Annotated in this window: 22 protein-coding genes and 3 pseudogenes; 12 read left to right on the forward strand and 13 right to left on the reverse strand. The window is 42.0% G+C overall.

All coding sequences use genetic code 11. From position 1 onward, the window contains the following. Nucleotides 1–455 precede the first annotated feature (455 nt). Nucleotides 456–719 (reverse strand): hypothetical protein, encoded by a 264-nt coding sequence (locus V7K62_RS24070; RefSeq protein WP_334868509.1) that lies wholly within the window; start codon nt 717–719, stop codon nt 456–458. Between the two features lie 71 nt (nt 720–790). Beyond that, nucleotides 791–1,669 carry an NmrA/HSCARG family protein gene (locus V7K62_RS24075; RefSeq protein WP_334868511.1) on the reverse strand — a complete coding sequence of 293 codons (879 nt, stop codon included), beginning with the start codon at nt 1,667–1,669 and terminating at the stop codon, nt 791–793. A gap of 272 nt (nt 1,670–1,941) precedes the next feature. On the opposite strand from V7K62_RS24075, the gene V7K62_RS24080 reads away from it, so the two are divergent. Then, complete coding sequence (locus V7K62_RS24080; RefSeq protein ID WP_334868513.1) at nt 1,942–2,859, forward strand: LysR family transcriptional regulator; 918 nt, start codon at nt 1,942–1,944, stop codon at nt 2,857–2,859. A 314-nt stretch (nt 2,860–3,173) separates the two neighbouring features. On the opposite strand, the gene V7K62_RS24085 is transcribed toward V7K62_RS24080, so the two are convergent. Next, on the reverse strand, nt 3,174–3,461 hold the full coding sequence (locus tag V7K62_RS24085; protein WP_334868515.1) for a hypothetical protein: 288 nt from the start codon (nt 3,459–3,461) through the stop codon (nt 3,174–3,176). Nucleotides 3,462–3,737: 276 nt separating this feature from the next. Here V7K62_RS24085 and rpaB point away from each other — a divergent pair, with 276 nt between their 5' ends. The 5 genes from rpaB to V7K62_RS24110 all read left to right on the forward strand — a co-directional run bounded on the left by rpaB (nt 3,738) and on the right by V7K62_RS24110 (nt 8,038). After that, entirely contained in the window at nt 3,738–4,514 is a 777-nt protein-coding gene (gene rpaB, locus V7K62_RS24090; protein WP_334868546.1) for a response regulator transcription factor RpaB, read from the forward strand. A 109-nt stretch (nt 4,515–4,623) separates the two neighbouring features. Further along, nucleotides 4,624–4,776, forward strand: a complete 153-nt coding sequence (locus V7K62_RS24095; RefSeq protein ID WP_334868517.1) for a hypothetical protein — start codon at nt 4,624–4,626, stop codon at nt 4,774–4,776. 214 nt (nt 4,777–4,990) lie between these two features. Beyond that, nucleotides 4,991–5,623, forward strand: a complete 633-nt coding sequence (locus tag V7K62_RS24100; protein WP_334826953.1) for a MarC family protein — start codon at nt 4,991–4,993, stop codon at nt 5,621–5,623. Nucleotides 5,624–5,931: 308 nt separating this feature from the next. After that, the gene (locus V7K62_RS24105) at nt 5,932–7,335 is read left to right on the forward strand and encodes an aromatic ring-hydroxylating dioxygenase subunit alpha (protein WP_334868519.1); all 1,404 of its coding nucleotides are present in this window, start codon (nt 5,932–5,934) and stop codon (nt 7,333–7,335) included. 22 nt (nt 7,336–7,357) lie between these two features. After that, nucleotides 7,358–8,038, forward strand: coding sequence for an SDR family oxidoreductase (locus V7K62_RS24110; protein ID WP_334868521.1), 681 nt, complete (start codon nt 7,358–7,360; stop codon nt 8,036–8,038). A gap of 10 nt (nt 8,039–8,048) precedes the next feature. Here the strand turns inward: V7K62_RS24110 and V7K62_RS24115 are convergent, their stop codons facing one another. After that, complete coding sequence (locus V7K62_RS24115; protein WP_334868523.1) at nt 8,049–8,459, reverse strand: hypothetical protein; 411 nt, start codon at nt 8,457–8,459, stop codon at nt 8,049–8,051. A 215-nt stretch (nt 8,460–8,674) separates the two neighbouring features. Here V7K62_RS24115 and dinB point away from each other — a divergent pair, with 215 nt between their 5' ends. Further along, a complete protein-coding gene (gene dinB, locus V7K62_RS24120; protein ID WP_334868525.1) occupies nt 8,675–9,799 on the forward strand; it encodes a DNA polymerase IV in 1,125 nt (374 codons plus the stop codon). 39 nt (nt 9,800–9,838) lie between these two features. On the opposite strand, the gene V7K62_RS24125 is transcribed toward dinB, so the two are convergent. Beyond that, entirely contained in the window at nt 9,839–10,147 is a 309-nt protein-coding gene (locus tag V7K62_RS24125) for a hypothetical protein (protein WP_334868527.1), read from the reverse strand. A gap of 394 nt (nt 10,148–10,541) precedes the next feature. Between V7K62_RS24125 and V7K62_RS24130 the strand changes: the two genes are divergently transcribed. Next, on the forward strand, nt 10,542–10,709 hold the full coding sequence (locus V7K62_RS24130) for a hypothetical protein (RefSeq protein ID WP_292797579.1): 168 nt from the start codon (nt 10,542–10,544) through the stop codon (nt 10,707–10,709). Between the two features lie 22 nt (nt 10,710–10,731). Here the strand turns inward: V7K62_RS24130 and V7K62_RS24135 are convergent. Continuing rightward, nucleotides 10,732–10,878 (reverse strand): annotated as a pseudogene (locus V7K62_RS24135) (DUF1392 family protein); the annotation flags it as partial. A 349-nt stretch (nt 10,879–11,227) separates the two neighbouring features. Between V7K62_RS24135 and V7K62_RS24140 the strand changes: the two are divergent. Beyond that, nucleotides 11,228–12,007 (forward strand): S-layer homology domain-containing protein, encoded by a 780-nt coding sequence (locus V7K62_RS24140; RefSeq protein ID WP_334868530.1) that lies wholly within the window; start codon nt 11,228–11,230, stop codon nt 12,005–12,007. 365 nt (nt 12,008–12,372) lie between these two features. Here the strand turns inward: V7K62_RS24140 and V7K62_RS24145 are convergent, their stop codons facing one another. Beyond that, nucleotides 12,373–14,784 (reverse strand): FAD-dependent oxidoreductase, encoded by a 2,412-nt coding sequence (locus V7K62_RS24145; RefSeq protein ID WP_334868532.1) that lies wholly within the window; start codon nt 14,782–14,784, stop codon nt 12,373–12,375. Nucleotides 14,785–15,114: 330 nt separating this feature from the next. After that, nucleotides 15,115–15,488 (reverse strand): annotated as a pseudogene (locus V7K62_RS31640) (hypothetical protein); the annotation flags it as partial. A 320-nt stretch (nt 15,489–15,808) separates the two neighbouring features. Between V7K62_RS31640 and V7K62_RS24150 the strand changes: the two are divergent. Together V7K62_RS24150 and V7K62_RS24155 are read left to right on the forward strand one after the other, a co-directional pair. Next, nucleotides 15,809–17,737 (forward strand): S9 family peptidase, encoded by a 1,929-nt coding sequence (locus tag V7K62_RS24150; protein WP_334868534.1) that lies wholly within the window; start codon nt 15,809–15,811, stop codon nt 17,735–17,737. A 400-nt stretch (nt 17,738–18,137) separates the two neighbouring features. Beyond that, nucleotides 18,138–18,938, forward strand: a complete 801-nt coding sequence (locus tag V7K62_RS24155; protein WP_334868536.1) for an isopentenyl phosphate kinase — start codon at nt 18,138–18,140, stop codon at nt 18,936–18,938. Between the two features lie 113 nt (nt 18,939–19,051). On the opposite strand, the gene V7K62_RS24160 is transcribed toward V7K62_RS24155, so the two are convergent. Together V7K62_RS24160 and V7K62_RS24165 are read right to left on the reverse strand one after the other, a co-directional pair. Continuing rightward, on the reverse strand, nt 19,052–19,225 hold the full coding sequence (locus V7K62_RS24160; protein WP_334868538.1) for a hypothetical protein: 174 nt from the start codon (nt 19,223–19,225) through the stop codon (nt 19,052–19,054). 19 nt (nt 19,226–19,244) lie between these two features. Beyond that, nucleotides 19,245–19,811, reverse strand: a pseudogene (locus V7K62_RS24165) (DNA cytosine methyltransferase); the annotation flags it as partial. A 336-nt stretch (nt 19,812–20,147) separates the two neighbouring features. Here V7K62_RS24165 and V7K62_RS24170 point away from each other — a divergent pair. Further along, nucleotides 20,148–20,363, forward strand: a complete 216-nt coding sequence (locus V7K62_RS24170; RefSeq protein ID WP_069068113.1) for a Nif11-like leader peptide family natural product precursor — start codon at nt 20,148–20,150, stop codon at nt 20,361–20,363. Between the two features lie 341 nt (nt 20,364–20,704). On the opposite strand, the gene V7K62_RS24175 is transcribed toward V7K62_RS24170, so the two are convergent. From V7K62_RS24175 to V7K62_RS24185, 3 genes are all read right to left on the reverse strand, one after another. Next, a complete protein-coding gene (locus tag V7K62_RS24175) occupies nt 20,705–20,863 on the reverse strand; it encodes a hypothetical protein (protein ID WP_334868540.1) in 159 nt (52 codons plus the stop codon). Between the two features lie 51 nt (nt 20,864–20,914). Then, nucleotides 20,915–21,265: a hypothetical protein gene (locus V7K62_RS24180; protein WP_334868542.1), complete on the reverse strand. Its 351-nt coding sequence runs from the start codon at nt 21,263–21,265 to the stop codon at nt 20,915–20,917. A 403-nt stretch (nt 21,266–21,668) separates the two neighbouring features. After that, nucleotides 21,669–22,061, reverse strand: coding sequence for an ASCH domain-containing protein (locus tag V7K62_RS24185; protein ID WP_334868544.1), 393 nt, complete (start codon nt 22,059–22,061; stop codon nt 21,669–21,671). Between the last annotated feature and the right edge of the window lie 310 nt (nt 22,062–22,371).

Consider the following 22,371-nt stretch of genomic DNA (forward strand, 5'->3'; position numbering starts at 1 on the left):
CATTAATTATATATTTAGTAGTATATAGTACTTTGAAGTACGTAAACTTGATTAGCGATCGCTCTTGGGAAAAAACTTTTTGGTTTACTGTTAATACCACTTCCCCCAGCAGAGAGGCAGGGGAGCTGTGACTGTTGTCGGTTTGTGGGTTTGCACATAAGATGAAATTTGGACAACGCAGTTACAGGGGTTTGGGGCGACTATATTCGCGCATAAAGTGAAATCGACTGTGGGGTAAGGGTTTGAGCTAAATAGTCAATTTGCAGATCAAGTGAAATTTTTTGACTTTGATTTAACGACACCCCAAATGCTATTAAAAACGCACTTTTGAGCGATGGGCTTACCTCTGGCCTTTTTGCGATCGCTCACTCCTAACTATGGAGGACAGTCTGTAGCCCAGCAAGAGTTAAACTCCAGTGATTAGCTCTGCCACTCAAACTTCGATTGACTAGCCGTCACGCCACTTTGCGATTTACAAGTTCTTGAAAGTACTGCGGTAGTGATCGTGGCTCTCGTCCAAGCAGTGTTCGCAGCACGATCGCGTTCCCGCCAGGAAAACCATATTGCTCATAGTCTTGGTACATCACCCGCAGGTTCTCGCGTAGCCCGTCCGGGATGTGTGCGCCTTGTGCCCACTCATCGAAGGGAGATTCACCCGCCTCAATCGTGCGCCCGTTCGCCTCGCCCATCATCACCGCCAGTTCTACGCGGTTGATCATGCCCGGAGCGCATAGCTCAAATGTTCCGTAGCTTAACTCGTCACTCGTTAGCGCCTTTGCTGCGACTGCCGCTACGTCGCGGTAGTCCACAAGGCTGCGCCAACGCGCAAATAGGATTCAAAATCGGTTGGTTGAGGAAAATCGCGTTTCAACCCCGCCAAATCTGCGATATAGCCGACATTTTCAAACCAGCGATACATGATGGTCACTTCCTCTCCAGCTTGCTGCTCAAATGCTTCAAATGGAATTTGTTGGTATGCGACGTTCTTTCCTAAAACGCGGCTAAACACGGCAGCAATTTCTGTCATAGTCATCTCCACACTGGCGACTTCGATTTCGCGGTTTATGAAGTCTGCCGGACGCTCGAATACCTCGGCAACCATTGCCCCGTAATCTTCCTCGGACAACTGCTGCAATTTTGTATCGGGACTCAGTGGCTGGAACAGCGTTCCATTTTCCACCATTGATCGCATCCCGTTGTAATTGTAAAAGAAGAACACCGGACGCAGAATCGTATAGGGCAAACCTATGGCTCGGATATGTTCTTCGACTTGAAACTTGCTGTTGAAATGTGGAATGCCAGTGTTGCGGTCGGCGCTTCCTACCGAACTGTAGACAAAATGCTCAATGCCAGCCGTTTTCACCGCGTCAGCGAGTGCCTGACCATGACGAATTTCAACCTCCGCTCCTTCTCGGAAGTCCTGCATCGAAAAAATGCCGTGAACGCCTTGCACAGCGCGATCAAGTGAAGCCCGATCGTTGAAATCTCCCTGGACGAGTTCTGCACCTGCTTGTTGAAGCGCTTGAGCAGCAGGCTTATTTTGATTGCGAACCATCGCGCGAACCTTGAATTTTCCGCGTTGGAGAAGATGACGTGCGATCGCACCGCCCTGATTGCCTGTGGCTCCAGTGACTAAAATGAGTTGCTCTGGGTTTGTTTGCTGTGCCATACGTGTTTTCTCACAGTTGTTTATGGATTTAAAGTTTCAATTTATTTAACAAGTGGTGGGGGTTTAAGTCCCCTGTCTCTACAGGCAGCAAGTTTTGTGACGGGGATTTAGACCCCGACACAAAACGTAATTGCGAATTGCGTTAGCGGAACGGGGCGTTAGCAAGAGTGCGAATTCCGAATTGTTTTAAACAGTAACTTGTACAAGAAAAGAGAAAAAGTAGTTAAACTTCAAAACACTTGTGCAAAAAATTCAAAGATGCGGTGGCTTCAATGGACAAGCTCAAAAGCCTGATGATTTTTGTGCGCTCCGCCCAGTGTGGCAGCTTTTCAAAGGCAGCAAGGCAGTTGGGCATGGCTCCGTCAGCCGTGAGTCGAGCCGTATTGCGCTTAGAAGATCACTTGGGGGTGCGCTTGCTTGGGCGAACAACACGCAGTTTGACACTGACCGAAGATGGCAACCGATTTTATCAACGCTGTCAGCAAATTTTTAACGATTTAGAAGAAGCCGAACTCGAAGTTAAACAATCGCAGTCCCTGCCGATCGGAACATTGCGGCTTGATCTGAGCTTTGCGTTTGGCAAACTGCATATTGCTCCGGCTCTGCTGCAATTTACCGCACAATACCCTGATCTCAAGCTGAATGTTTCGTTTAACGATCGCTTGATTGATCTAGTTGAGGAAGGTATTGATGCAACAGTGCGGATTGGACTCAACAGCGATAGCAGTTTAATCATGTACCACCTAGCAAATGCACGTTATATCACCTGTGCCTCGCCGCAGTATCTCGCTCAGAAGGGTATACCCACAACGCTCACAGAGCTATCGCAACATCGCTGTGTCAACTTTATCTATCCGCAAAACCGACAAGAAGCGACCTGGAAGTTTGAACAAGATGGCAAAGCAATTCACCTTGCTGTGGACAGTTATCTGCGATTTGATAATTCAGAAGTCATTTTAGAGGCAGTTATTCAAGGCGCGGGTGTGGTTCAACTGCCTAAATTTATTGCCGCAAATGCGATCGCGCGAGGCGACCTTCAACCGATTCTTCAATCCTACGCGACTCAAGTTGGACTCCCGATCGCCGTATTATATCCCCAGAAACGCTATCTCTTAGCTAAAGTGCGCGTCTTTGTTGAATTCATGACAGAATTGGTGGCTGCCCTAAAGCGAACTGATGTCGTCGATTAAAACCTTTAACTCGCTCAATTGCCCGAAATCTCATGCCATTGACGTTAGCAATTCCAAATTCAAAAATTTAGGATGAGTCAGTGACTGAGGATAGAAGCGAGTCCGAGAGCATGAAGTCAATCAAATGCTGCTACAGGGCAAACAGCAAGTGAGGCTAAGGATATCTTGAAATCATGATTGCTGCACAAAAATGCATTCGGGAAAACTTTTCTCCCTTGCCTCGTGCCTGTTCCTCAATCTCTAAGATTCGGCTCATGGATAACTGCAACCGCCTTGATGTTGAACCATCTGAGAATACAACTTATCTGATTTAATTAATCACAGAAATCATCCACGCGCAGATCCCGCCAGACATCAGAAATCTGCCAGCCGGAATTGCCCACAGATTGTACTGGAGGATTGTCAAGGAATGGAACATAGTCAGGAACTCTAGGCTCAGAAATTGCTACTGGTTGCTCCTCAACCACAGGGGCAGTAGAATTGACAGTATTAGCTTCAAGAAGTTGGTCTTCAGCCTCCTCGATTAGCTTCATCTGTCTCAGGGTAAGCTTGTCGGATTTTTTGATGATCTTCTTGGTATGTATCTCATTAGAAGTATTCATTGGCTTTTCTCTCGAAGGCATTGGCTCAAAAATCGGATGGCAGTAAAGTTGGGAGAAGTTAGGTATAAATAATTTGCACAGAATTAACAAGGTACACCAAAACTATGGAAAATACGAGTCCCTAATTGTAAGAATTTATTAATTGTGTACAAATCTGTTTTCGGGTAGATGTCCCAGCATAATCTGTTGCACAGATGCAAGTATTAAGCGATCGCTTCTTTCCTCATGACTGTACTTCAAGATTGTTTTGCGGTTTTGACTCCTAATAAGCAGATAATGGTTGAGAGTTATCGCTGTGGAGGAACAGCGTTGAGAAACTTATCAGGTGATAAAAGCACAATTTTAGTAGTAGATGACGAAGCCAGCATTCGCCGGATTTTACAGACACGTTTCTTAATGATTGGCTACAGTGTAGTTACAGCTAGTGATGGTGAAGAAGCTTTGTCAGCTTTTCGTCTGTTGACCCCCGATTTGATAGTTCTGGATGTAATGATGCCAAAGCTGGATGGTTATGGTGTATGTCTTGAATTACGGAAACAATCGGATGTGCCAATCATTATGCTCACAGCTTTGGCAGATGTAGCAGACCGAATCACTGGGTTAGAACTTGGTGCTGATGACTACATGATAAAACCTTTCTCCCCCAAAGAACTAGAAGCTCGAATTGCCTGCGTACTAAAACGGCGCTCCCACAAAACCAGTATCAATACTATTATTCCTAACTCTCTTATAATCCATGTCGGTAATCTCAAAATCGATGTGAATAAGCGGCAAGTCCATAAAAATGAGCAACGCATTCGGCTAACAGGTATAGAATTTAGCTTGCTAGAGTTGTTAGTAAATCATTCGGGAAGAGTTTTTTCAAGGTTAGAAATCTTACAGCAATTGTGGGGTTTTGTACCAGAGATGAATACAGACACTCGTGTGGTAGATGTGCATATCTCCCGATTGCGAACAAAGGTAGAATCCGACCCCAACGACCCAGAATTCATTATTACAGCAAGAGGTAGTGGTTATTTTTTCCCACGAATTGTTGAATCAGAACAGGAATAAAGCTCCTGTTCGCTCTGTTGATTTAAACAGTTAATCATTTGTAATTGCTGTGTACGCTCGATAGACCTTGGCTGCACCAACGATTAGCCTCCGCCTCAAGTGAAGAGTAGTGCTTTTATCGCTCCTGGTTGCCACTGCCGGGAAACGAGATTGTAGACTTGTACTGGAGTTGCGATCGCCTCCGGCGGGCGGTTACGCCATCGCTAAATCTGCAATAACCTCCACATTATCCCAGCCAGGGGAAGATAGTCGTAACTCTTAACCCCACGCCCGCAGTTCAGGGATAGTCAGATGTTCGGTAGTAGATTTGGCTGGGGTAAGAGTACCGTCATTGGTAGTACCCAATTGATTTATCTGTAGTTGCTTCAATGGTTCTTCGAGTTTTTGTTAAAGCAGTAAAGTGGGTACAACCTTATCCCGTCCCGGCTGTCTGCTAAACTCTGCTTTTAGGGAACCAAGATATCCAAATATTGATAATGTCGTTAATTTCAAATACATTAGCAACCTTCGTAGCTCTTTTTCCAATTGCCAATCCAATAGGTGCAGTTCCGGTTTTTTATAGTTTAACAGCGAAGGAAACATCATCACAGCGTCATCAGCAGGCAATACAAACTGCCACGAATGTAGTTTTAGTTTTAGCTGTGTTTTTAGTAGCTGGCAGATGGATACTAGAATTTTTTGGGATTTCACTTCAGGTGCTACGGCTAGCAGGTGGATTACTTGTTGCTCATACAGCGTGGGAAATGGTAACGGTTCGTCAACGCCTAACTCCATCAGAAAATGATGAGGCTATGGACAAAGAGGATATTTCTTTTACACCAATGGCAGTACCATTAATCAGTGGGCCTGGAGCAATTGGGGTGGTAACAAGTTTATCTGTTAGCTTTAATCATTGGGTAGAGTATCTAGAATCTCTAGCGGGGATTGTTTTAATCGGGATTAGCCTTTACCTGTGCCTCGTCTTAGGAGAACCACTGATTAATAGGTTAGGAAAAAACGGTGTGGGAGCCTTAAATAGAGTTTTTGGTTTTTTCATCTTAGCAATTGGTGTGCGGTTTATTGCTGATGGCTCTATTTCATTATTGAAGTCGGCATTTCCTGTCAAGTAAAATAACCTTTGATTTATAGCAAGTTAAAAGCAAAAATCCTATAGTTCAACATTACCCAGGTGTGGTCAAGTTCCAAGTATTTGAAGGCAGTTTTTGTTTTAGCCACTATTCAAGCAGGGTAATGGGGTAAGAGTTCTCGGCGTAGGGGAGGATTGAGAAAATTGTCAGTGTTTACCAATAGCATATTATCTGCCGTCTTAGTGGCTATTGATCAAATAAATAATGTAATTGCGATCGCCATACAGCCAATGTTCATACTAGCTAAAATAAATCTGAGAGTAGGCAATAAAAATTAATAAACATCAAAAATGCTTGAGAAAGAAGTTAATGTCAGAGATAGTTTTCACTCAAAACAGCCTGGGGGCGGCAGCGACCCAAATAGTTTTGATTATAAAGAGACATGGTATCCCATCCATTATCTGGAAGACTTAGACAAATCAAAACCAACGCCTTTTACAGTGTTGGGAAGAGATATTGTAATTTGGTGGGATAGACTTGCTCAATCTTGGAGAAGCTTTGAAGACCAGTGTCCTCATCGTTTAGCACCGTTGTCTGAAGGCAGGATTAGTGACGATGGGCTTTTGGAATGTCCATATCACGGTTGGGCTTTTTCTGGCGATGGAAATTGTCAAAGGATTCCTCAACAAGTCAAAGGTGGAACAGCAGAGATATCAAAACGCGCTTGTGTGGCATCATTGCCAACTATTGAAAAACAAGGGCTGCTATTTGTATACGTTGGTGAATATGAAAATGCTGCCGAAACCGAAGTTCCAATAATTGAACCATTAGAAGAATCTCCCGAAGGATGGGTTGTAATTAATACATTTAGAGATGTACCTTATGATGCATTAACACTATTAGAAAATATACTAGACCCTAGCCACATATCCTTTACACACCATAAAACGGTAGGAAATAGGGCAAATGCAGCACCTTTGGAACTTGAAGTGATTGAATCTGGGAAACATGGATTCAAAGGGATTTGGAAACAAGGTTTGAAACCAGGGCAATCAGGAGAGTTATCTACAACCTTCGTCGCTCCAAGTTTAATGTGGCATGACATCAACTCCCAGCGCGGCAGAATTCTAACCGTTGTTTATGCTACACCCATACGCAAAGGAGAATGCCGTGTATTTGCACGTTTTCCTTTTAAGTTTCCTGATAAACTTCCAGGTTGGTTTATTAAGCTTAGACCGCGTTGGTATTACCACATTGGACAAAATGGTGTTTTAGAAGACGATCAAATTTTTCTCCACTATCAGGAAAGGTATCTTGAAGCTAAAGGAGGTAGCGCGAACTTTACTAAAGCTTTTTACCTTCCAACCAAAGCAGATAGTTTTGTATTTGAATTGCGTCAGTGGGTAAACCAATATAACGCTGAACCATTTGGCAAAGAGACTTTTTCTCCCCCATTGGCAAAGTCAGTGCTGCTGGAGAGGTATCATTCTCATACGGAAAAATGTGCCAGTTGTAGCTCGGCGCTTTCTATTATTGAGCGATTGAGATTTGGGAGTGGAGTTGCAACAGTACTTACTTTGGCTTGGACTCCAATGCTTTTTTTATTTTTTCAGACAACATCAGTTGTAGTAGTTGTGATTGAAACTCTAGCTCCCTTAATCTTTGCAATAGCATGGATGGGACTTAGTAAATTGGTTATTCAGTTTTATGATGGACGAACTGTACCTCCACGAAACCGATCGGAAAAAAACTGAAATCTAATAATAACAGAAAAATATGACTAAGCTGATCTTAATTACAGGCATAAGTAAAGGTCTAGGTTATGCGATGACCGAGGGTTTTATTCAACAGGGACATACTGTTATTGGTTGTGCCCGTTCATCAGATGCGCTCGATAAAATACGCCAAAAGTTTAGTGCGCCCAATGATTTCACATCTGTAGACGTGGCAAATGAACAATTTGTAAAAAAATGGGCCCAAGACGTACTTCAAAAATATTCACCGCCAGATATAGTGATAAATAATGCGGCAATTACTAATTACCCAGCACCTTTGTGGGAAATACCATCTGAAGAATTTTCGGATGTTATAGATATCAATATAAAAGGAGTAGCGAATATAATTCGCCATTTTGTACCAGCAATGGTGAAAAAGAAACGAGGTATTATTGTTAACTTTAGTTCTGGCTGGGGACGTTCGACTTCAGCCCAAGTTGCACCATATTGTGCTTCTAAGTGGGCAATCGAAGGATTAACTCGTTCTTTGGCACAAGAATTGCCAAGTGGTATGGCAGCTATACCCCTTAATCCAGGTATTATTCATACAGATATGCTTTCTATTAGCTTTGGAGAAGAAGCTGCTAATTATACACCTGTGTCCGATTGGGTATTGAAAGCTGTTCCATTTATTCTCAATTTAAAACCCAAAGATAATGGGATTCCTTTGACTATACATTAAAGAGTTAATCTCAATTGTAATCGTTGCCCTGTGGTGCAGATAGTTGAATCATTTCAGAGAACCGTGAATACTTAACCACATTAGTAGCTGGATAATCCTCTGACACTGCAATTAAGCCAATTTTTATATCCTCGAAATAAATCACACCCCCAATACGTCCTTTAATTTGAAAAGCTCCATGAAATAAATCATATGGAGATATGTAGATCAGCAAAAAGTCACTAATCTTTATTGCCTTGTTAAACATCTGCTGACAAGTTTTTTGGAGGACAGCATTTAGGTATTCATGATCGGCAGGCTCACCCAGATCAGTAAATTCTGGATGATCCGCAAAATGATCCATGTAAAATAGCCAAATATCGGACAAGTCTGCGTCATTCGTGAGTTTTCGCTTTAGTTCATGTAATCGGTCGATATTCATATATCTTTTGGATATTGAGGAGATGGGGCAAACAGATAGTACTGTTAAAAAGTTAACAATTATTTTTGTGTTAATGGGGGATAAATAATTGTCACCAAAGGGTTCAACTAAATGGTGAGGGACTTAGAACGAGATACTAGTGCTAGTGTACTATAAGATTTGTAGTTTAGGATTTAATTTGCTCGTGGCATAGTGCGTAAAAAACGAGACTGTTTGTGGTGGAGCTACCCTTGGGACAAGAATCTGTCGCTAGAACTCGGAAGATAGTTCACGTAGATATGGATGCCTTCTACGCATCGGTGGAACAGAGGGACAACCCTAGCTACCGAGGTAAACCGTTAGTAGTCGGTGGCAGCCCGAATCAGCGAGGCGTAGTTGCAGCAGCCAGTTATGAAGCCAGAAAATTTGGTATTCACTCTGCGATGCCCTCAGTAACAGCAATTGCCAAATGTCCTACCCTTATCTTTGTCAGACCGAGATTCGACGTTTACCGAGATATTTCTGCTGCAATCCACGCTATCTTTAAACGCTACAGTGATTTAGTGGAAGGGGTTGCACTAGATGAAGCATATTTGGACGTTACTGAGAATAGGCAAAACATTCCCTACGCTTCTACGATCGCAAGACACATCAAAACTGCAATTTTCCAAGAAACCCAGTTGACTGCAACCGCAGGTGTGTCGATTAACAAGTTTCTTGCAAAAATGGCATCAGGGCAGAACAAGCCCAACGGACTGACGGTTATTTTACCAGAACAAGCGATCGCCTTTGTAGAGCAGCTAGCGATTGAGAAGTTTCACGGTATTGGGGAAGTTACGGCGGCTAAAATGCACTCGCTCGGCATTCATACTGGCGCAGATTTGAAGGAGCGATCGCTGACTGAGTTAACACACCACTTTGGTAAAGCAGGTCATTATTACTATAGGATTGCCAGGGCAGAAGATGACCGTCCAGTAGAGGCAAATCGAGTTCGGAAGTCGATTGGCGCAGAAAATTCGTTTGCACAAGACTTAAGCGATATCAGCCAGATGTTGCAAGAACTCGAACAAATTGCCCTTTCTTGTGAGCAACGGTTAGAGCAGCACGAAACACGAGGCCGCACATTAACGTTAAAAGTCAAGTTCTCTGACTATCATCAGATAACCCGCAGTAAAACAATGCTTGCTCCCATCAGTGAACTCTCTACGATTTTTGAGATAGCTAAAGCACTGTTTGAGTCGATTGACCTGGAGAATCGCAGTATTAGGTTACTGGGCATTTCCTTGTCAAATCTAGATAATGCCAAACAAATCCAAGTCATTCAATTGCCACTATTTCAGAATGGGAACATCACATTTTAGCGTAGGTGTAGCCCACACTTCTACATACAACTCTGGTGATTACTGTGTAACAGGTGTACCGTTTAAAGTCATTACAGGTTTGCGATCGCAAAGGCTAATATCAGCTTTCCAACGGGAGGGGAATTTTGAATCAATGAAAGTGACTTTAAATCTGCCCCAATGATAGGTAGGTTTACCATCTGCCCCTTCTCTATAGGTATCGCAACGTACCGATGAAGACTTTTGTACCCAGTAGCCATTGTATGAACCTCGGTCATTAAACACTCCTGCTAAACCATCAATGAAGATTACTCCATCGCTACCATAACGCCACACGGCAGTTTTATTACGATCTTCTTGATAAACCACTTTATATTCTTCCGTTTTCCAAACCTCATGAAGAGAGCTTTTTGAGGCGCAGCAGTGCAAATCAATAAGGCTAAAGTTAGGAAAACATAGTTCTTTTTCATAAAATTGACTTTGATCAATTCAAAATTTGGCATGAATTACGAGGTCAATTTTCTCACATTTATATGCGCTTATTGCGAAAATAAAAGGTTTTGGGGCTAAAATATACATATTGCCGCGAGATTAGATTATAAAGTCGCAGCCGTGTTTATGATGAAGACTAGCTCAGTCTCTTGTGAAAGTATGGAATGAACGAGCTTCGCTTTTTCTAGCTCCAATAACTTTCGGAAAACCCTAAAACTACTCTGATTATTGAGCGACAGTTTATAATCTTATATAAAGATAATTAAGAAAAATGATTAAGCCTAAAAATGTGTATCGCGGACACTCAATGGAAAAAGTTGGTCACGGTAAAAGAGCGGTATTTAAAACAACTATCAACGAAAAAGAATGGTCTGCCGTGACTGAATTAAACGTAAAAACAGCAATTGATGCTTGGATTGATGAAGGAATAGAGCCTTAATTATTGGCCTACAGAGATTAAAAATGCCCTGGATAATTTGAATCGATGGTCCATCACCGTAAAATCGAAACTCGACCAACTTACCGAGTCGAAACATAGGTTTTTCTTTAGTGTTCGGTTGTAAGTTGCCTGTGCCGACGCAAGGGAAACCCCACGTAAATGTAGGCAAGATTTGCAGTATTTACACAGGGATATAAATAATGACTAAAGTATAAACTGAATGCTGGTAAAAGATGATTATAGTAAATTTATATACTCTATTGATGTGAATAACTCAGTAGAGTATTTTTGTGAAAGTGCGTGTACCGTAAGCGATCGCCTCTCCTGTGCCCTTGTTACAACCGCCCCTCTACAGCCTGCGATTGTTCCCAGGCGGTCACGCCATCGCTACATCTGCAATCACCTCCACATTTTCCCAGCCAGAGGGAAGATAGTCGTAACTCTTGACCCTACCCACGCATCAATAGCGGAATTTCCGGTATAACTAATAACTTGAAGAAACCTGATTAAAGAGAGTAATGTCTACAAAAGTAAGCATTCAATTTATTATGAAACCTTTGCTCAAACAAACTTTTAACTTCTTTTTGGGTTCACTAACTGCCAAAATGGGAGCAGGTACTACTGCGATTATGTTGTTATGTGCTTTCACAACTAAACCAGTAGTTGCTCAAGTGCCAAGCTTTACCGATGTTGACGATGATGTTTACGCCAGAGAGATTCAAGAGGCTGTTCAGAAAGGGCTTATTGCAGGCTTTACTTCTGATAATACCTTTCGTCCTACGTTAGAGCTAACACGGGAACAAATGGTGTCAATGGTAATAAATGCCCTCAGTAAACTACCTGTAAGTCCTTTAACTGTGCCACATGACCCACCACCAGCAGCAGGAAACTTATTGAAAGTGACTAGCAAGCCTTATCGGGATGTACAGGTAACTCGTTGGAGCGCTGCAATGATTGAGTGGGCAAAATTTAACGGGATTATGCAAGGCTATTCTGATGGCACTTTTCGTCCTAGCCAAACAGTAACCCGTGCTGAGTTGATGGCGGTATTGCGTAAAGCCGTCCAATATGCTCATGAGGGCGGAGGAATTTCAGCCCTGATAAATAAGCAGCAGGCAATAGCGTTCAGTGATATATCTAACCATTGGGCGAAAAAACCAATTACAGAGATGTCTGTCTACTGCGGTGTTGCAACTCCCCTCAACGAAACTGGAAATGCCTTTTCTCCTAATCTTGGGACACGGCGTAATTATGCCGCAGCAGCTACATTACGCTTGCTCAACTGTCTTAGGAAGTAAGTTCAACTCTGCCTTGTTTTATGGTTTCCTCCAACAAGTGAATCTGACCAATTATATCGGTTAGTTGACCCTACGAGTCACAAAAACTCTAATAAGTAAAGTAGTAATTAGCGTTGCTAAAAGGCAATCTTGAGCTAGAGGAGCTTCCACTTACGAACTGTTAACTGTCAGATATAGTTGGATTGCGCTGGAGCGTATCGGTTGGGAAATTTTGGTCTGAGGCTTTTTCAATCTGCATCATTTCCTTCAAAGTCACCTTTTTAGGTTTTTTGACGATATTCATTGATAAAATACGTCATTCGTATAGTGCGCCCAACGATTTCACATCTGTTTGTTTGTATTGCTGTAAAAATAGCTTCGAGCTGCTAGAAAATATCTTTCTTAGTCTTGTAGAAATTAGTAGAATTCGCTACCTCATAATCCTCTTGAAGAGTTAAAAAGTCATGATGGCTTAAAAAAACAGCAATGGCAACATCGTTGATAGTTTGTGATTCTTTCAATCTCTCTCCCAAATAAATCTGCCAAGAAACTTCCACATCGCTTTCGAGGATTGGCTTCTCCATTGCTGTAACAATACCATTCTGCTTTGGATGAATTGAGGAAGCACTGTACTTCCACTCACTCCTATCCTTGAGAAGGATATCAGGAGAATCACCAATCTGTAGTTGAAGATGTAACTCGTTTAGACTTACCCCCTGATAGATGTAAAACATTTTTGATACAAGCCCTCCAGGGGGGCGTGCAGCTACTCCCATCAAAATTGGTTCTTCGCTACCTTCTTGTAGGAATAAATCAATATTGAGTACACCATTTGGGGGATAACCGTGTTCTAAACTTTCTAACGTATCACTTGAAAATTGCCAGAGTTTCTGAAATTCTGGAGCTTCTTCTCTAACAATAATATTACCGATTTGATGACCATAGATGAACTCATCATTAGGTCGATAGTGCTTGCAAGCAGCAAAATAACAAGGTTGACCATTTTTCATGACAACACTTGTATTGTATAGCTGATATCTAATGAATTCATTGAATTCAAATTCTTCATCTAAACCTACATTGCTGTCACACCAGGCTTTCAAATCATCAATGGTATAAATTATTTTATTTTTTTCACTTCCGGCTCCAGTAAGGGATTTGATAAAGATGTGATTACCTAGTTCTTCTAGAACAAACTTTAAGTATGAAACTGGCTCTTTGCGGTATTGGTTTCGAGCAAATATCAGATACTTTGGCATCCGAATGAGAGAATTTTTGAGGGACGATTTGAGGTAACTCTTATCAGTAAACTGGCGGATCATTGTTGGGCGATCGCCTGCCAAATTTAGAGCTTCACGCAACTGTGCGGCTAACAGCACTGAATATTCATCATTGGTAACTATCCGACAGTTGTCATCTAATAGTCTATATTCAGTCTTAATCTGTTGATAAGTTTGGAGCAGATTTTGCAAATTATAAGGTTCTACAATTCGTACAAGATTCAAGTGCTGATACTGGGAGGGTATAACCTTACTGAGTCCTTCTCTACTACAGAGTAAAACTAGATTTCTATTACCTGCTTGGATATGCCTAAAATCAGTTTTGCTGGTCAGCATATCATGCAGCACAAAGACAGTCTGTTTATTGCTATCTATCTTACTTCTGTCCAAGGCAACTGGATTTACATCCTCGCGGATCATTTGTTCTACCAACTGGACAATTTCTTGTGAACATCCCCATGACAGAGTTACTCCTGAGCCTCCATGTCCATAATTATAAAATACGTGTGTGTTTGGAACTCTTTCTACACACACATTTTCCTTTGTTAATGGTCGTAAACCAGCCCTAACAGGCTCTTTTTCATCTAGTGGGAGTTCTCTTAATTCCTGTAGGAACTCCAAACAGCCATGATACATCTGTTGAATAATTGGAACCTCAACAGAGATATCTGTACCCCATTGATCTTGCTGCGTTAATCCTCCCAAGACCACCAAATCATCCCCTCTAGGAACTATGTAAACGATGTCTTGCTCATTTGAAGAAGATTCTTCGTGGGAAATACAATGAGCGTCTCTCACAACTTTCCCCAGATTCTTAACCCTGACAAGTGCGCCTCTCAAGGGATACATGGAACTATCCCCTGTAGTTGATATCGAACCTAGCCCAGCACAGTTAACAATTGCTTTTGCATTAAAACGACGAAGTAGTTCCTGTTCATTTTGAACCACATTCACAGTGATTTTTGACTGGATAATCTCACATCCAATATCCTTTACGTATTGAAGTAACCACTTCATGTAGACATCGGTGTTTGTTATCGGAGCCATGTGCTTATAAGCATCTTTTATACCTCCTTTAAAACTCAAATCAATCGTTTCTTTGACAATATGTAAGCCTCTTTGAAATCCATCAACCTTATCCTTCAACTCATTCATTTTGCGAAGTTCAGTAGGTCGATTTTCTAAAATATCCTTGAAATAGAAATACGCATCCTTCAAATAAAGTCCTGTTTCTTCTGAACCAAACTCTGCGTGTATTTTCTTGAATTTATTATAGGTAGTCATACACCACTTTTTAGAGCGTTCCAGGGATCTAGGAGTACCATGACTACCACAAACTGCCGGTGGCCATTCCCACAATGCACCTGCCACAATAGAGGTTAAATCTGGGGCAAAACGATCTGCAACAATTACAACATTAAAACCTGCCTCTCTCAAACAGATAGCGGTTGTTAGACCACTGACTCCAGCCCCAATTACTAAAATGCTTACATCATTGTCCGACAATAGGTTACTCATTAAAGGTTATCTCGATTTTTTTGCACTACAAAACAAATGCATTTACTTACCCATTAATAATATTAACTTGGGTACTTTTGAGTTAGCGTAGTGTTAAGAAATTCTTAGTATTTTACATTTATGATGAAGATTATTTATCAATAGTTACCGATTAAAAATGTAAGTAGGAATAGGATTAACCAAAGTTCCGGGTTATTAAATTCTGGGTGCTTCGCACCCGCAAAGCCATGCGAGTGTCCACAACAAATTGTGTGGTTGCGCGTAGCGTAACCACAGCTAGAGTTACCTTAAAAACACAAATGTTTAAGGAGCTAAAGTATTACAAATTACTCATACCAGAAATGCTTTTTTTAGAGTAAATGCAAAAGTGAATACTTCAAGCTTCAATAAAAATCCTTTGAAAGTAACAGCATGGATAGATTTTGGAAAAGCGTAAGTAATAGCACTAAATACTGTTTCTATGTAATGCCTAGTACAGCATGGCGTAAATAAGCAGAGCATTGAAAAGCCCTAAAGTGCTTATTCTATAATACTTTTGACTTTTGACTTCCGCTTTGCGGTACTAGTACACTGTTTTACATATTCCAAGCCTCTCCCTTACGCTTCGAGTTCTTTTTATGCATCACTTTCAACTCAATTTGACTTGAGTCAGAAAGGTCATCTTCGGAAATATAATCAGTATATACTTCACTACCAGGTGGCAGATAGCATTCTCCTCTCTGGTTTTTCAACCTGGAGGGGATTTTATTATCAATAGTGACCCTACACACCAGCCAATAGCTGGCGATCGCCTAACTAGCAAGTTGGGTTATCTATTCACAGCTTATGATTGCTCTCTTGGGGTAATAGACATCTAAACCAGATGGCGTGAAATAACGTATATTAAAGAACTTTCTAATTACGTAGCTTGCTGCAAAAAAGAGGTTAGGATTACGAATTACGGATTAGTATAAGTGGGTGTGCCAGAGTTTTGTCTATACAGACAATGTATGATTCTTGGGAACAGGGAGCAGAATAGAGCGTGATGAAAGCACAAGTAGCGTCTTACGGATGTTGGCGATCGCCGATAACAACAGACCTAATTACCGCAAGTATAATTGGATTGGGACAAATTGCCCTCTGTGGCGAAGAGATTTACTGGAGTGAGCTACGACCATCAGAGTCAGGTAGAAATGTCATAGTGCGGCGGGGTGCAGATTGTAAAATCCAGTCCCTCACGCCTAGTGGCTTCAATGTGCGTACTCGTGTGCATGAATATGGTGGCAGTTCCTTTCTTGTAGTGGATGGCACTGTTTACTTTTCCAACTTTATTGATCAACGCCTATATTATCAAAAGAGCGATCAAGAGCCGCAAGCCATCACCCCAAAAGCTGCCACACGCTATGCAGACGGTGTTTTTGATCGTCAAAACAACCGAGTTATTTGTGTGTATGAAGATCACACAGATGTGACAAAGGAGGCGAGAAATAGTTTAATCGCCGTGGAACTAGATGGAGATCATAAAATCCAACTATTAGCATCGGGAAATGACTTTTATGCTTCGCCAAGCCTTAGCCCGGATGGTTCACGCTTGGCTTGGCTGACTTGGAACCATCCGAATATGCCTTGGGATGGGACTGAACTATGGGTTGGGGAATTAAAAGCAGATGGTTCTTTGGGAAATACTCAAAAAATTGCTGGGGATTTAGATGAGTCTATTTTTCAACCACAGTGGTCGCCAGATGGTAAGTTGTATTTTGTTTCTGACCGTACAGGTTGGTGGAATATATATCGTTGGCAAGATGAAAATGTAGAAGCGCTAACTCAAATGGAAGCAGAATTTGGTCAGCCGCAATGGAATTTTGGGATGTCCACTTATGCTTTTGGGTCTGCCAACCAGATTATTTGTACTTATACCCAACAAGGCATTTGGTATTTAGCAAGCCTTGATACACTAACACGTCAGTTAAAACTAATAAATACGCCCTACACAGATATTAGCTCTCTCCACGCCACCTCTAAACAGGTAGTTTTTCGTGCAAGTTCGCCAACTCAATTAGCAGCAATTGTCCGTTTGGATCTGACAACTAAAAAGCTAGAAGTACTACGGTGTTCTAGTGATGTAACTATTGATCCTGGTTATCTTTCTTTACCTGAAGCCATTGAGTACGAAACATCTGATGGCAAAGCAGCATACGCCCTTTTCTACTCACCTCGAAACCGTGACTATACGGCTCCTGAGACTGAAAAACCGCCCTTGGTTGTCAAAAGTCACGGTGGCCCCACCGCAGCAACTTCTAGTAGCCTCAATTTTAACATTCAGTATTGGACTAGCCGAGGCATAGCGGTTTTGGATGTAAATTATGGTGGTAGTACAGGGTACGGGCGCGAGTATCGGCAACGCCTGGATGGAAACTGGGGAATTGTAGATGTGGATGATTGTGTTTTTGGTGCGCGGTACTTAGTGAAGCGGGGAGATGTAGACGCTGCTCGCCTGTCTATTTCCGGCGGGAGTGCTGGTGGTTATACAACGCTTTGTGCTTTAACTTTCCGAGATACTTTTAAAGCAGGAGCCAGTTATTTTGGTGTCAGTGACTTGGAAGCTTTAGTTCGTGATACACATAAGTTTGAATCGCGCTACTTGGATCGTCTAGTTGGGCCTTACCCAGAACAGCGTCAGATTTATCAACAGCGATCGCCAATTAACTTTAGTGAGCGTCTAGCTTGCCCAATAATTTTTTTCCAGGGATTAGAAGATCGAGTGGTTCCGCCCAACCAAACTGAAGCAATGGTTACAGCGCTACAAAATAAAGGTGTACCTGTGGCTTATGTTGCTTTTGAGGGTGAAGAACATGGTTTCCGCAAAGCCGCAAACATCAAGCGTTCTTTGTCAGCAGAACTTTACTTTTATTCACGAATTTTCAATTTTGAAATTGCCCAACCAGTTGAGCCTGTAGTCATTGAAAACTTTTAGCTCCAACTTAACAAGATCGCCGCCATTGTAGTAGTTTGCGGTGCTTCACGACAGGCTTAACCGCAATACTGCTCGCTTTGTGCATTAGCTCGGCATTGGGTTTAGGGTAAAGGTTAAACAGTGAATAATAGTTGAACATGAAAATTTAAGTATAAATTTTATTAAGTAATCTGAGGTTTAATAAAAGAGTTAAAGATAGAACCACAAAAATTATCCCAACTTCCAGCTATCCATTGGCAACGCAGATTTAACATAACTTTTGCATTATTTTGTAACCAAAATTTACTGTTTCCTTTCATGTATTTTGTTAAATTGTGTTGAAATTATTAGCAATTTTGATTTTTTTTGTCTAGAATTAGTTTTTTATAAGTTTTTATTTTTTCTCATTTAATATTTGATTATGGAATTAGTATTAGTGAAGCTAGGAGGTTCCTTAATTACTGATAAGGATAAACCTTATACGGCTCGAAGAGAAGTTATAAAACAATTGGTTGAGCAAGTGAGCCTAATCAAACATGAAAATCCTAATCTGAAACTGATTATTGGTAACGGTGCTGGTTCTTTTGCCCACCAATCAGCGAATAAATATAATACAATTAATGGTTTTTCATGTGATGAAGAAAAACTAGGATTATGCTTGGTTCACCAAGATGCTTTAGATTTAAATTTTCTCCTAGCTAAAAATTTTTTACAGGCAGGTTTGCCAGTGGTAAGTTTGCCACCTATTACTATGATAACCACTCACAATAAAAAACTATTTAATAGTGACTTTAGTGTGATAGAAAGTAGTCTACAAGCAGGTTTAATTCCTTTAGTTTTCGGTGATGTAGTTCTAGATCAAGCTATTGGTGGTACTGTCTTTTCGACAGATGCAATGCTTGCAGAACTAGCGAAATACTTCTATCTTCAAGGTAAGTTTAAAGTTAGACTAATAAATGTTGGGAATTATGCAGGTGTATATGACCAACATGGGCAAGTAGTTTCCAATATTACTCAAGCTAACTATTCTCAGATTAAACCTTTCTTGGGCAAGAGCAAGTCAGTAGATGTTACTGGCGGGATGGCGAAGAAAGTTGAGGAGTTTTTGACTATTTCTAGTTTAGGGATTGACTGCTGGATAATTGATGGGAATATCCCAGGGAATTTAGCCTCTTCAGTTTTAGGTACGCCAACTCTAGGCACTTTAATTAGGGCATTTTAACTAAAATGATTTCAAAACTGTTGGTAGTTAATCCGAATTACTTACCTTTAATCTTTTGGAGGTAACTCATTGAGAAAGGCAGAGGGCAGTTCTTGCTGAAGGCAGCTATGAATCTATCCCACTAATAAATTTCTGCGAACCCAGATGTGAACTGTCGCTAAGGAAACAAAACCATTAAAGCAGACGGAAGGCGGAAATTCGCTCTCACCGCACAACCTCTGTGCTTCTTCTTTTTTGTCCCCTGCTTGTTGATCGTCCTCTTCCTTACCTGTAGCAACACATTTCAAGTGAGTTGCTCTCGGTTTGTCATAAAAATGCTCCTGATAATTGTTTCTGTATGTGAGTAAATAACTGCGTGGCAAAACTGGGTGGTACAGAGTAGCCAATGATTGACCCAGCCGTAGCAGTCTTTTTTGGAAACTCATACCAACACGGAAACCCTTGCAAGACTGCCGCCCCCTCAATAGACAAAGACTTGACAGTACCATCAGGCAACCAGATATCAGCGAATTTACTACGGTTGCAGCCCTTGTGATCCGTGAAATGCGTAGGCGCAGCCCGCCACAGGCATCGCAGTATGGTATTACAGGGTAAATGCCCAGGTTTGTACTTGGACTGTGAACGTCCCCCAACTCTTTGTATTAGCAATGGTGTTGGCGCATTCCCGGCTAAAAATTTCTCCAAAGCTTGCCGTTGTTTGGGGAGTAGTTGGGAAGCGGTCATGGTGGGGATGAGATGCGCGATCGCCTCGTACCACCCTATTGGTTTTCTGCGAGTTGGTAAGGCAACGTGAAAACGCTTGCTTGCAACCAGGACTAACCGCCGCCGCGCCTGGGGCAACCCAAAGTCAGCCATGTTGACCACGCTGTAATTGACCGAGTATCCCTCTTACTCCAAAGCATCCAGGATGATACTAAAACTCTGACTGTTCTGATAGCGTGGTACATTTTCGAGCGTAAACACCCGTGGCTGCAACTGTCGGATGGCTTCTGCTACTGCGATCGCCTCCTGCCCCTTACCCTCTCCTCATGATAATGACTACTTATCAGAAGGTGGTTTCTTATAAGCAAGATTCTGATAAATGAAGAGCAGCGCGTCGCGATAATCATCTTTCCCCCGAATCTTGATACCCTTGTGCTGCTAGTCTTAAAGAATATACTGCTGTTTTTCTTTATATTACGAGTAGCTAGCGAGGATCAAATTTTAAATATGGCTTTTGAGCAAATCGAAGCATTTTTAAAGAAAATGCAGTCTGAACCTGAACTTAAAAACGAGGTGCTCGCAGCACCAACCGCAGATGATGTTGCGCGAATAGCACTAAAGCTTGGTTTTGAATTTTCAGGTGATGAATTATTGAGAATGTCAGGTAAGAAAGTTGGCAGCATTACTGTTAGAAAAACTGATCTTCCTGGAGAGTACAACTAGGGGTCACGCGAGAATTTTTGAAGAAGGCAGCTATGCTGAGGGCAGAAGGAACAATTGAATGGGGCGCTGCAAGATCAAGCGTCAAGAACTTTGAGCGAACACTATCGAATGCCACGACCAAGCTCAATCTTTGTTTTGTTAGGCTCATGCTTAAGAGACTCGCAGCTTCTTAGAGATATCAAATGGGTTCTATAAAGAATGGCGAAACGTTTGGGATCATGTAGTCCTCACGCGCCAATCGCCTGATACCGCCCATTCTCTGATTGTCGAACTATCCCCTCGGCAATCAGTCGATCGATTGCTTCGTATGCCTGACTACCGCCTCCCGCCTCCCTCTCCCCTCATTTCCACAATGCCCCACTTAAATCACGAGTGGGGTAATGAGTGAGATTCTCCGCGTGTGTATGGTGTTGACTGTGGAATGTTACCCGAAAACTGTTGTAGGCGATTGTGGCGGTTGTGGAAGTGCGTAGCTTGCCGCCGTAGGCATCGCCTAACACCCAACACCCTAAAAATAGATTGGAGGTTTTGGGGTTTTGGGGTTTTGGTAGTCATGGTCTGGTAGTCATGGTCTGGTAGTCATGAAGGTAATCGGGACGACGGGGGAATCCTGCAAATTCTGACTGTGCTACTTCTTGCACTGTTTGTTGAATTACTTTGCAGCCATACTCATGAAAATTGTGGTGATGGTTGAAAGCGATGCCTTCGGCAACGTCAAGGACGAACGCCCGACTCAATTCTGGTTTGCTTGGGTCGAACTCTACTGCAATGACTGGGCGAATACCAGCTTGCACCATCCCCGCTTCAATCCCGCCGCCACCCGCGAAAAGTACTACAGCGATCGGTGCATCATCTGGAAGAACTGGTTTAAAATTTTGTGTTATCAAAATTTTTGCAGACATCTAATTTTGGCGATGTCTTTTTGGTTTTCGCTTTTTTGATAAAAGTGATGATATTCTCTCGTGTTGCCCTCTCTTGTTGCAGTGTCCGAATCATTGTCACAGCCCCAGGGGGAATTGAACCTATACTTTTGCCTTTCCATGCCCCGTTTATCTTCTTTTTCCAATTGAATGCCCATCGCCAATGAAAGGGATTATTCGGGTCACGTTCACCAATCACACGGGGATAAGAAACAGTCTCCCCATCAAGTAGCTTTTTAGTTTCGAGGTACTGATAAAGACAACCGACTGATTCCCCCTGTGAGGCTTTGACCCCTTTCTCGCTTGATTTTTTCGGGTGTTGCAGATAACTCAACTATTACTGATTTTGGTTTTGGAAGTAGCGTATGACTTCGGGCTGTTTTAATCATGCAGCCACCTCCATGACCAAATCATCTGGCACTTCAAAAATCCCCAACCGCCCAATGTAAGGAATCGGTGTAATCTCGCGTGGATTCTCCAGTTTCCAATGGTACTGCTCAGGCATTCCCCAACCAGACGCAACTTGTGAAAACTTGCAATCAACTATTGTGACAATACCGATGATTTGACCGCGACGTAAAGAGATTAATTCTGGGATTACTACACCCATCCCTTGACAAAATCCTTTCGCCTCAAAGTACGCTTTTTTGGTACAAGTCTTGGCTGCATGAATCAGAATGTCGCCGCGATAATGAATAGGCCAGCCACGGTTTTCTATGTTTTTGGTGGAGTGAATGATTGCCCATGCCCAAGGTTGACGGACTGACAGTGCTTTCATCTGTTTTAAAACTCCAGTAGTTGAACGTAAGCGTCTAATGCTGCAAGTGCTGGATGTGGATGTGGTTGTGACTTTAGACCATTACAGATTGTGGCGATAGTCCCAAGTTCTGTAAAGGTGAAACTGATACTGGACTGTCGAGCCTCACAGTGATAAATAATCGTTAGTAACACGAAATTCAACAATCGAATTGTAAAATCACGTTGATTAGCTAAATCAGTAAACCAAAAAGTTTTTCCCCAAAGAGCGATCGCTAAAAAATTGGTAGTTTATAATACTAGTAAATACGGAATCCTCTAACCAGCAGACA

This window comes from Nostoc sp. (genome assembly GCF_036917935.1).
Lineage (GTDB): Bacteria > Cyanobacteriota > Cyanobacteriia > Cyanobacteriales > Nostocaceae > Nostoc.

Coding starts and splice junctions, on each gene's coding strand:
- V7K62_RS24075 (WP_334868511.1), bottom strand. CDS start 1,669: ATGGCACAGCAAACAAACCCAGAGCAACTCATTTTAGTCACTGGAGCC.
- V7K62_RS24140 (WP_334868530.1), top strand. CDS start 11,228: ATGTCTACAAAAGTAAGCATTCAATTTATTATGAAACCTTTGCTCAAA.
- V7K62_RS24185 (WP_334868544.1), bottom strand. CDS start 22,061: ATGAAAGCACTGTCAGTCCGTCAACCTTGGGCATGGGCAATCATTCAC.
- rpaB (WP_334868546.1), top strand. CDS start 3,738: ATGGTTGAGAGTTATCGCTGTGGAGGAACAGCGTTGAGAAACTTATCA.
- V7K62_RS24085 (WP_334868515.1), bottom strand. CDS start 3,461: ATGAATACTTCTAATGAGATACATACCAAGAAGATCATCAAAAAATCC.
- V7K62_RS24130 (WP_292797579.1), top strand. CDS start 10,542: ATGATTAAGCCTAAAAATGTGTATCGCGGACACTCAATGGAAAAAGTT.
- V7K62_RS24110 (WP_334868521.1), top strand. CDS start 7,358: ATGACTAAGCTGATCTTAATTACAGGCATAAGTAAAGGTCTAGGTTAT.
- V7K62_RS24080 (WP_334868513.1), top strand. CDS start 1,942: ATGGACAAGCTCAAAAGCCTGATGATTTTTGTGCGCTCCGCCCAGTGT.
- V7K62_RS24155 (WP_334868536.1), top strand. CDS start 18,138: ATGGAATTAGTATTAGTGAAGCTAGGAGGTTCCTTAATTACTGATAAG.
- V7K62_RS24180 (WP_334868542.1), bottom strand. CDS start 21,265: ATGTCTGCAAAAATTTTGATAACACAAAATTTTAAACCAGTTCTTCCA.
- V7K62_RS24170 (WP_069068113.1), top strand. CDS start 20,148: ATGGCTTTTGAGCAAATCGAAGCATTTTTAAAGAAAATGCAGTCTGAA.
- V7K62_RS24100 (WP_334826953.1), top strand. CDS start 4,991: ATGTCGTTAATTTCAAATACATTAGCAACCTTCGTAGCTCTTTTTCCA.
- V7K62_RS24145 (WP_334868532.1), bottom strand. CDS start 14,784: ATGAGTAACCTATTGTCGGACAATGATGTAAGCATTTTAGTAATTGGG.
- V7K62_RS24105 (WP_334868519.1), top strand. CDS start 5,932: ATGCTTGAGAAAGAAGTTAATGTCAGAGATAGTTTTCACTCAAAACAG.
- V7K62_RS24070 (WP_334868509.1), bottom strand. CDS start 719: ATGATCAACCGCGTAGAACTGGCGGTGATGATGGGCGAGGCGAACGGG.
- V7K62_RS24115 (WP_334868523.1), bottom strand. CDS start 8,459: ATGAATATCGACCGATTACATGAACTAAAGCGAAAACTCACGAATGAC.
- V7K62_RS24150 (WP_334868534.1), top strand. CDS start 15,809: ATGAAAGCACAAGTAGCGTCTTACGGATGTTGGCGATCGCCGATAACA.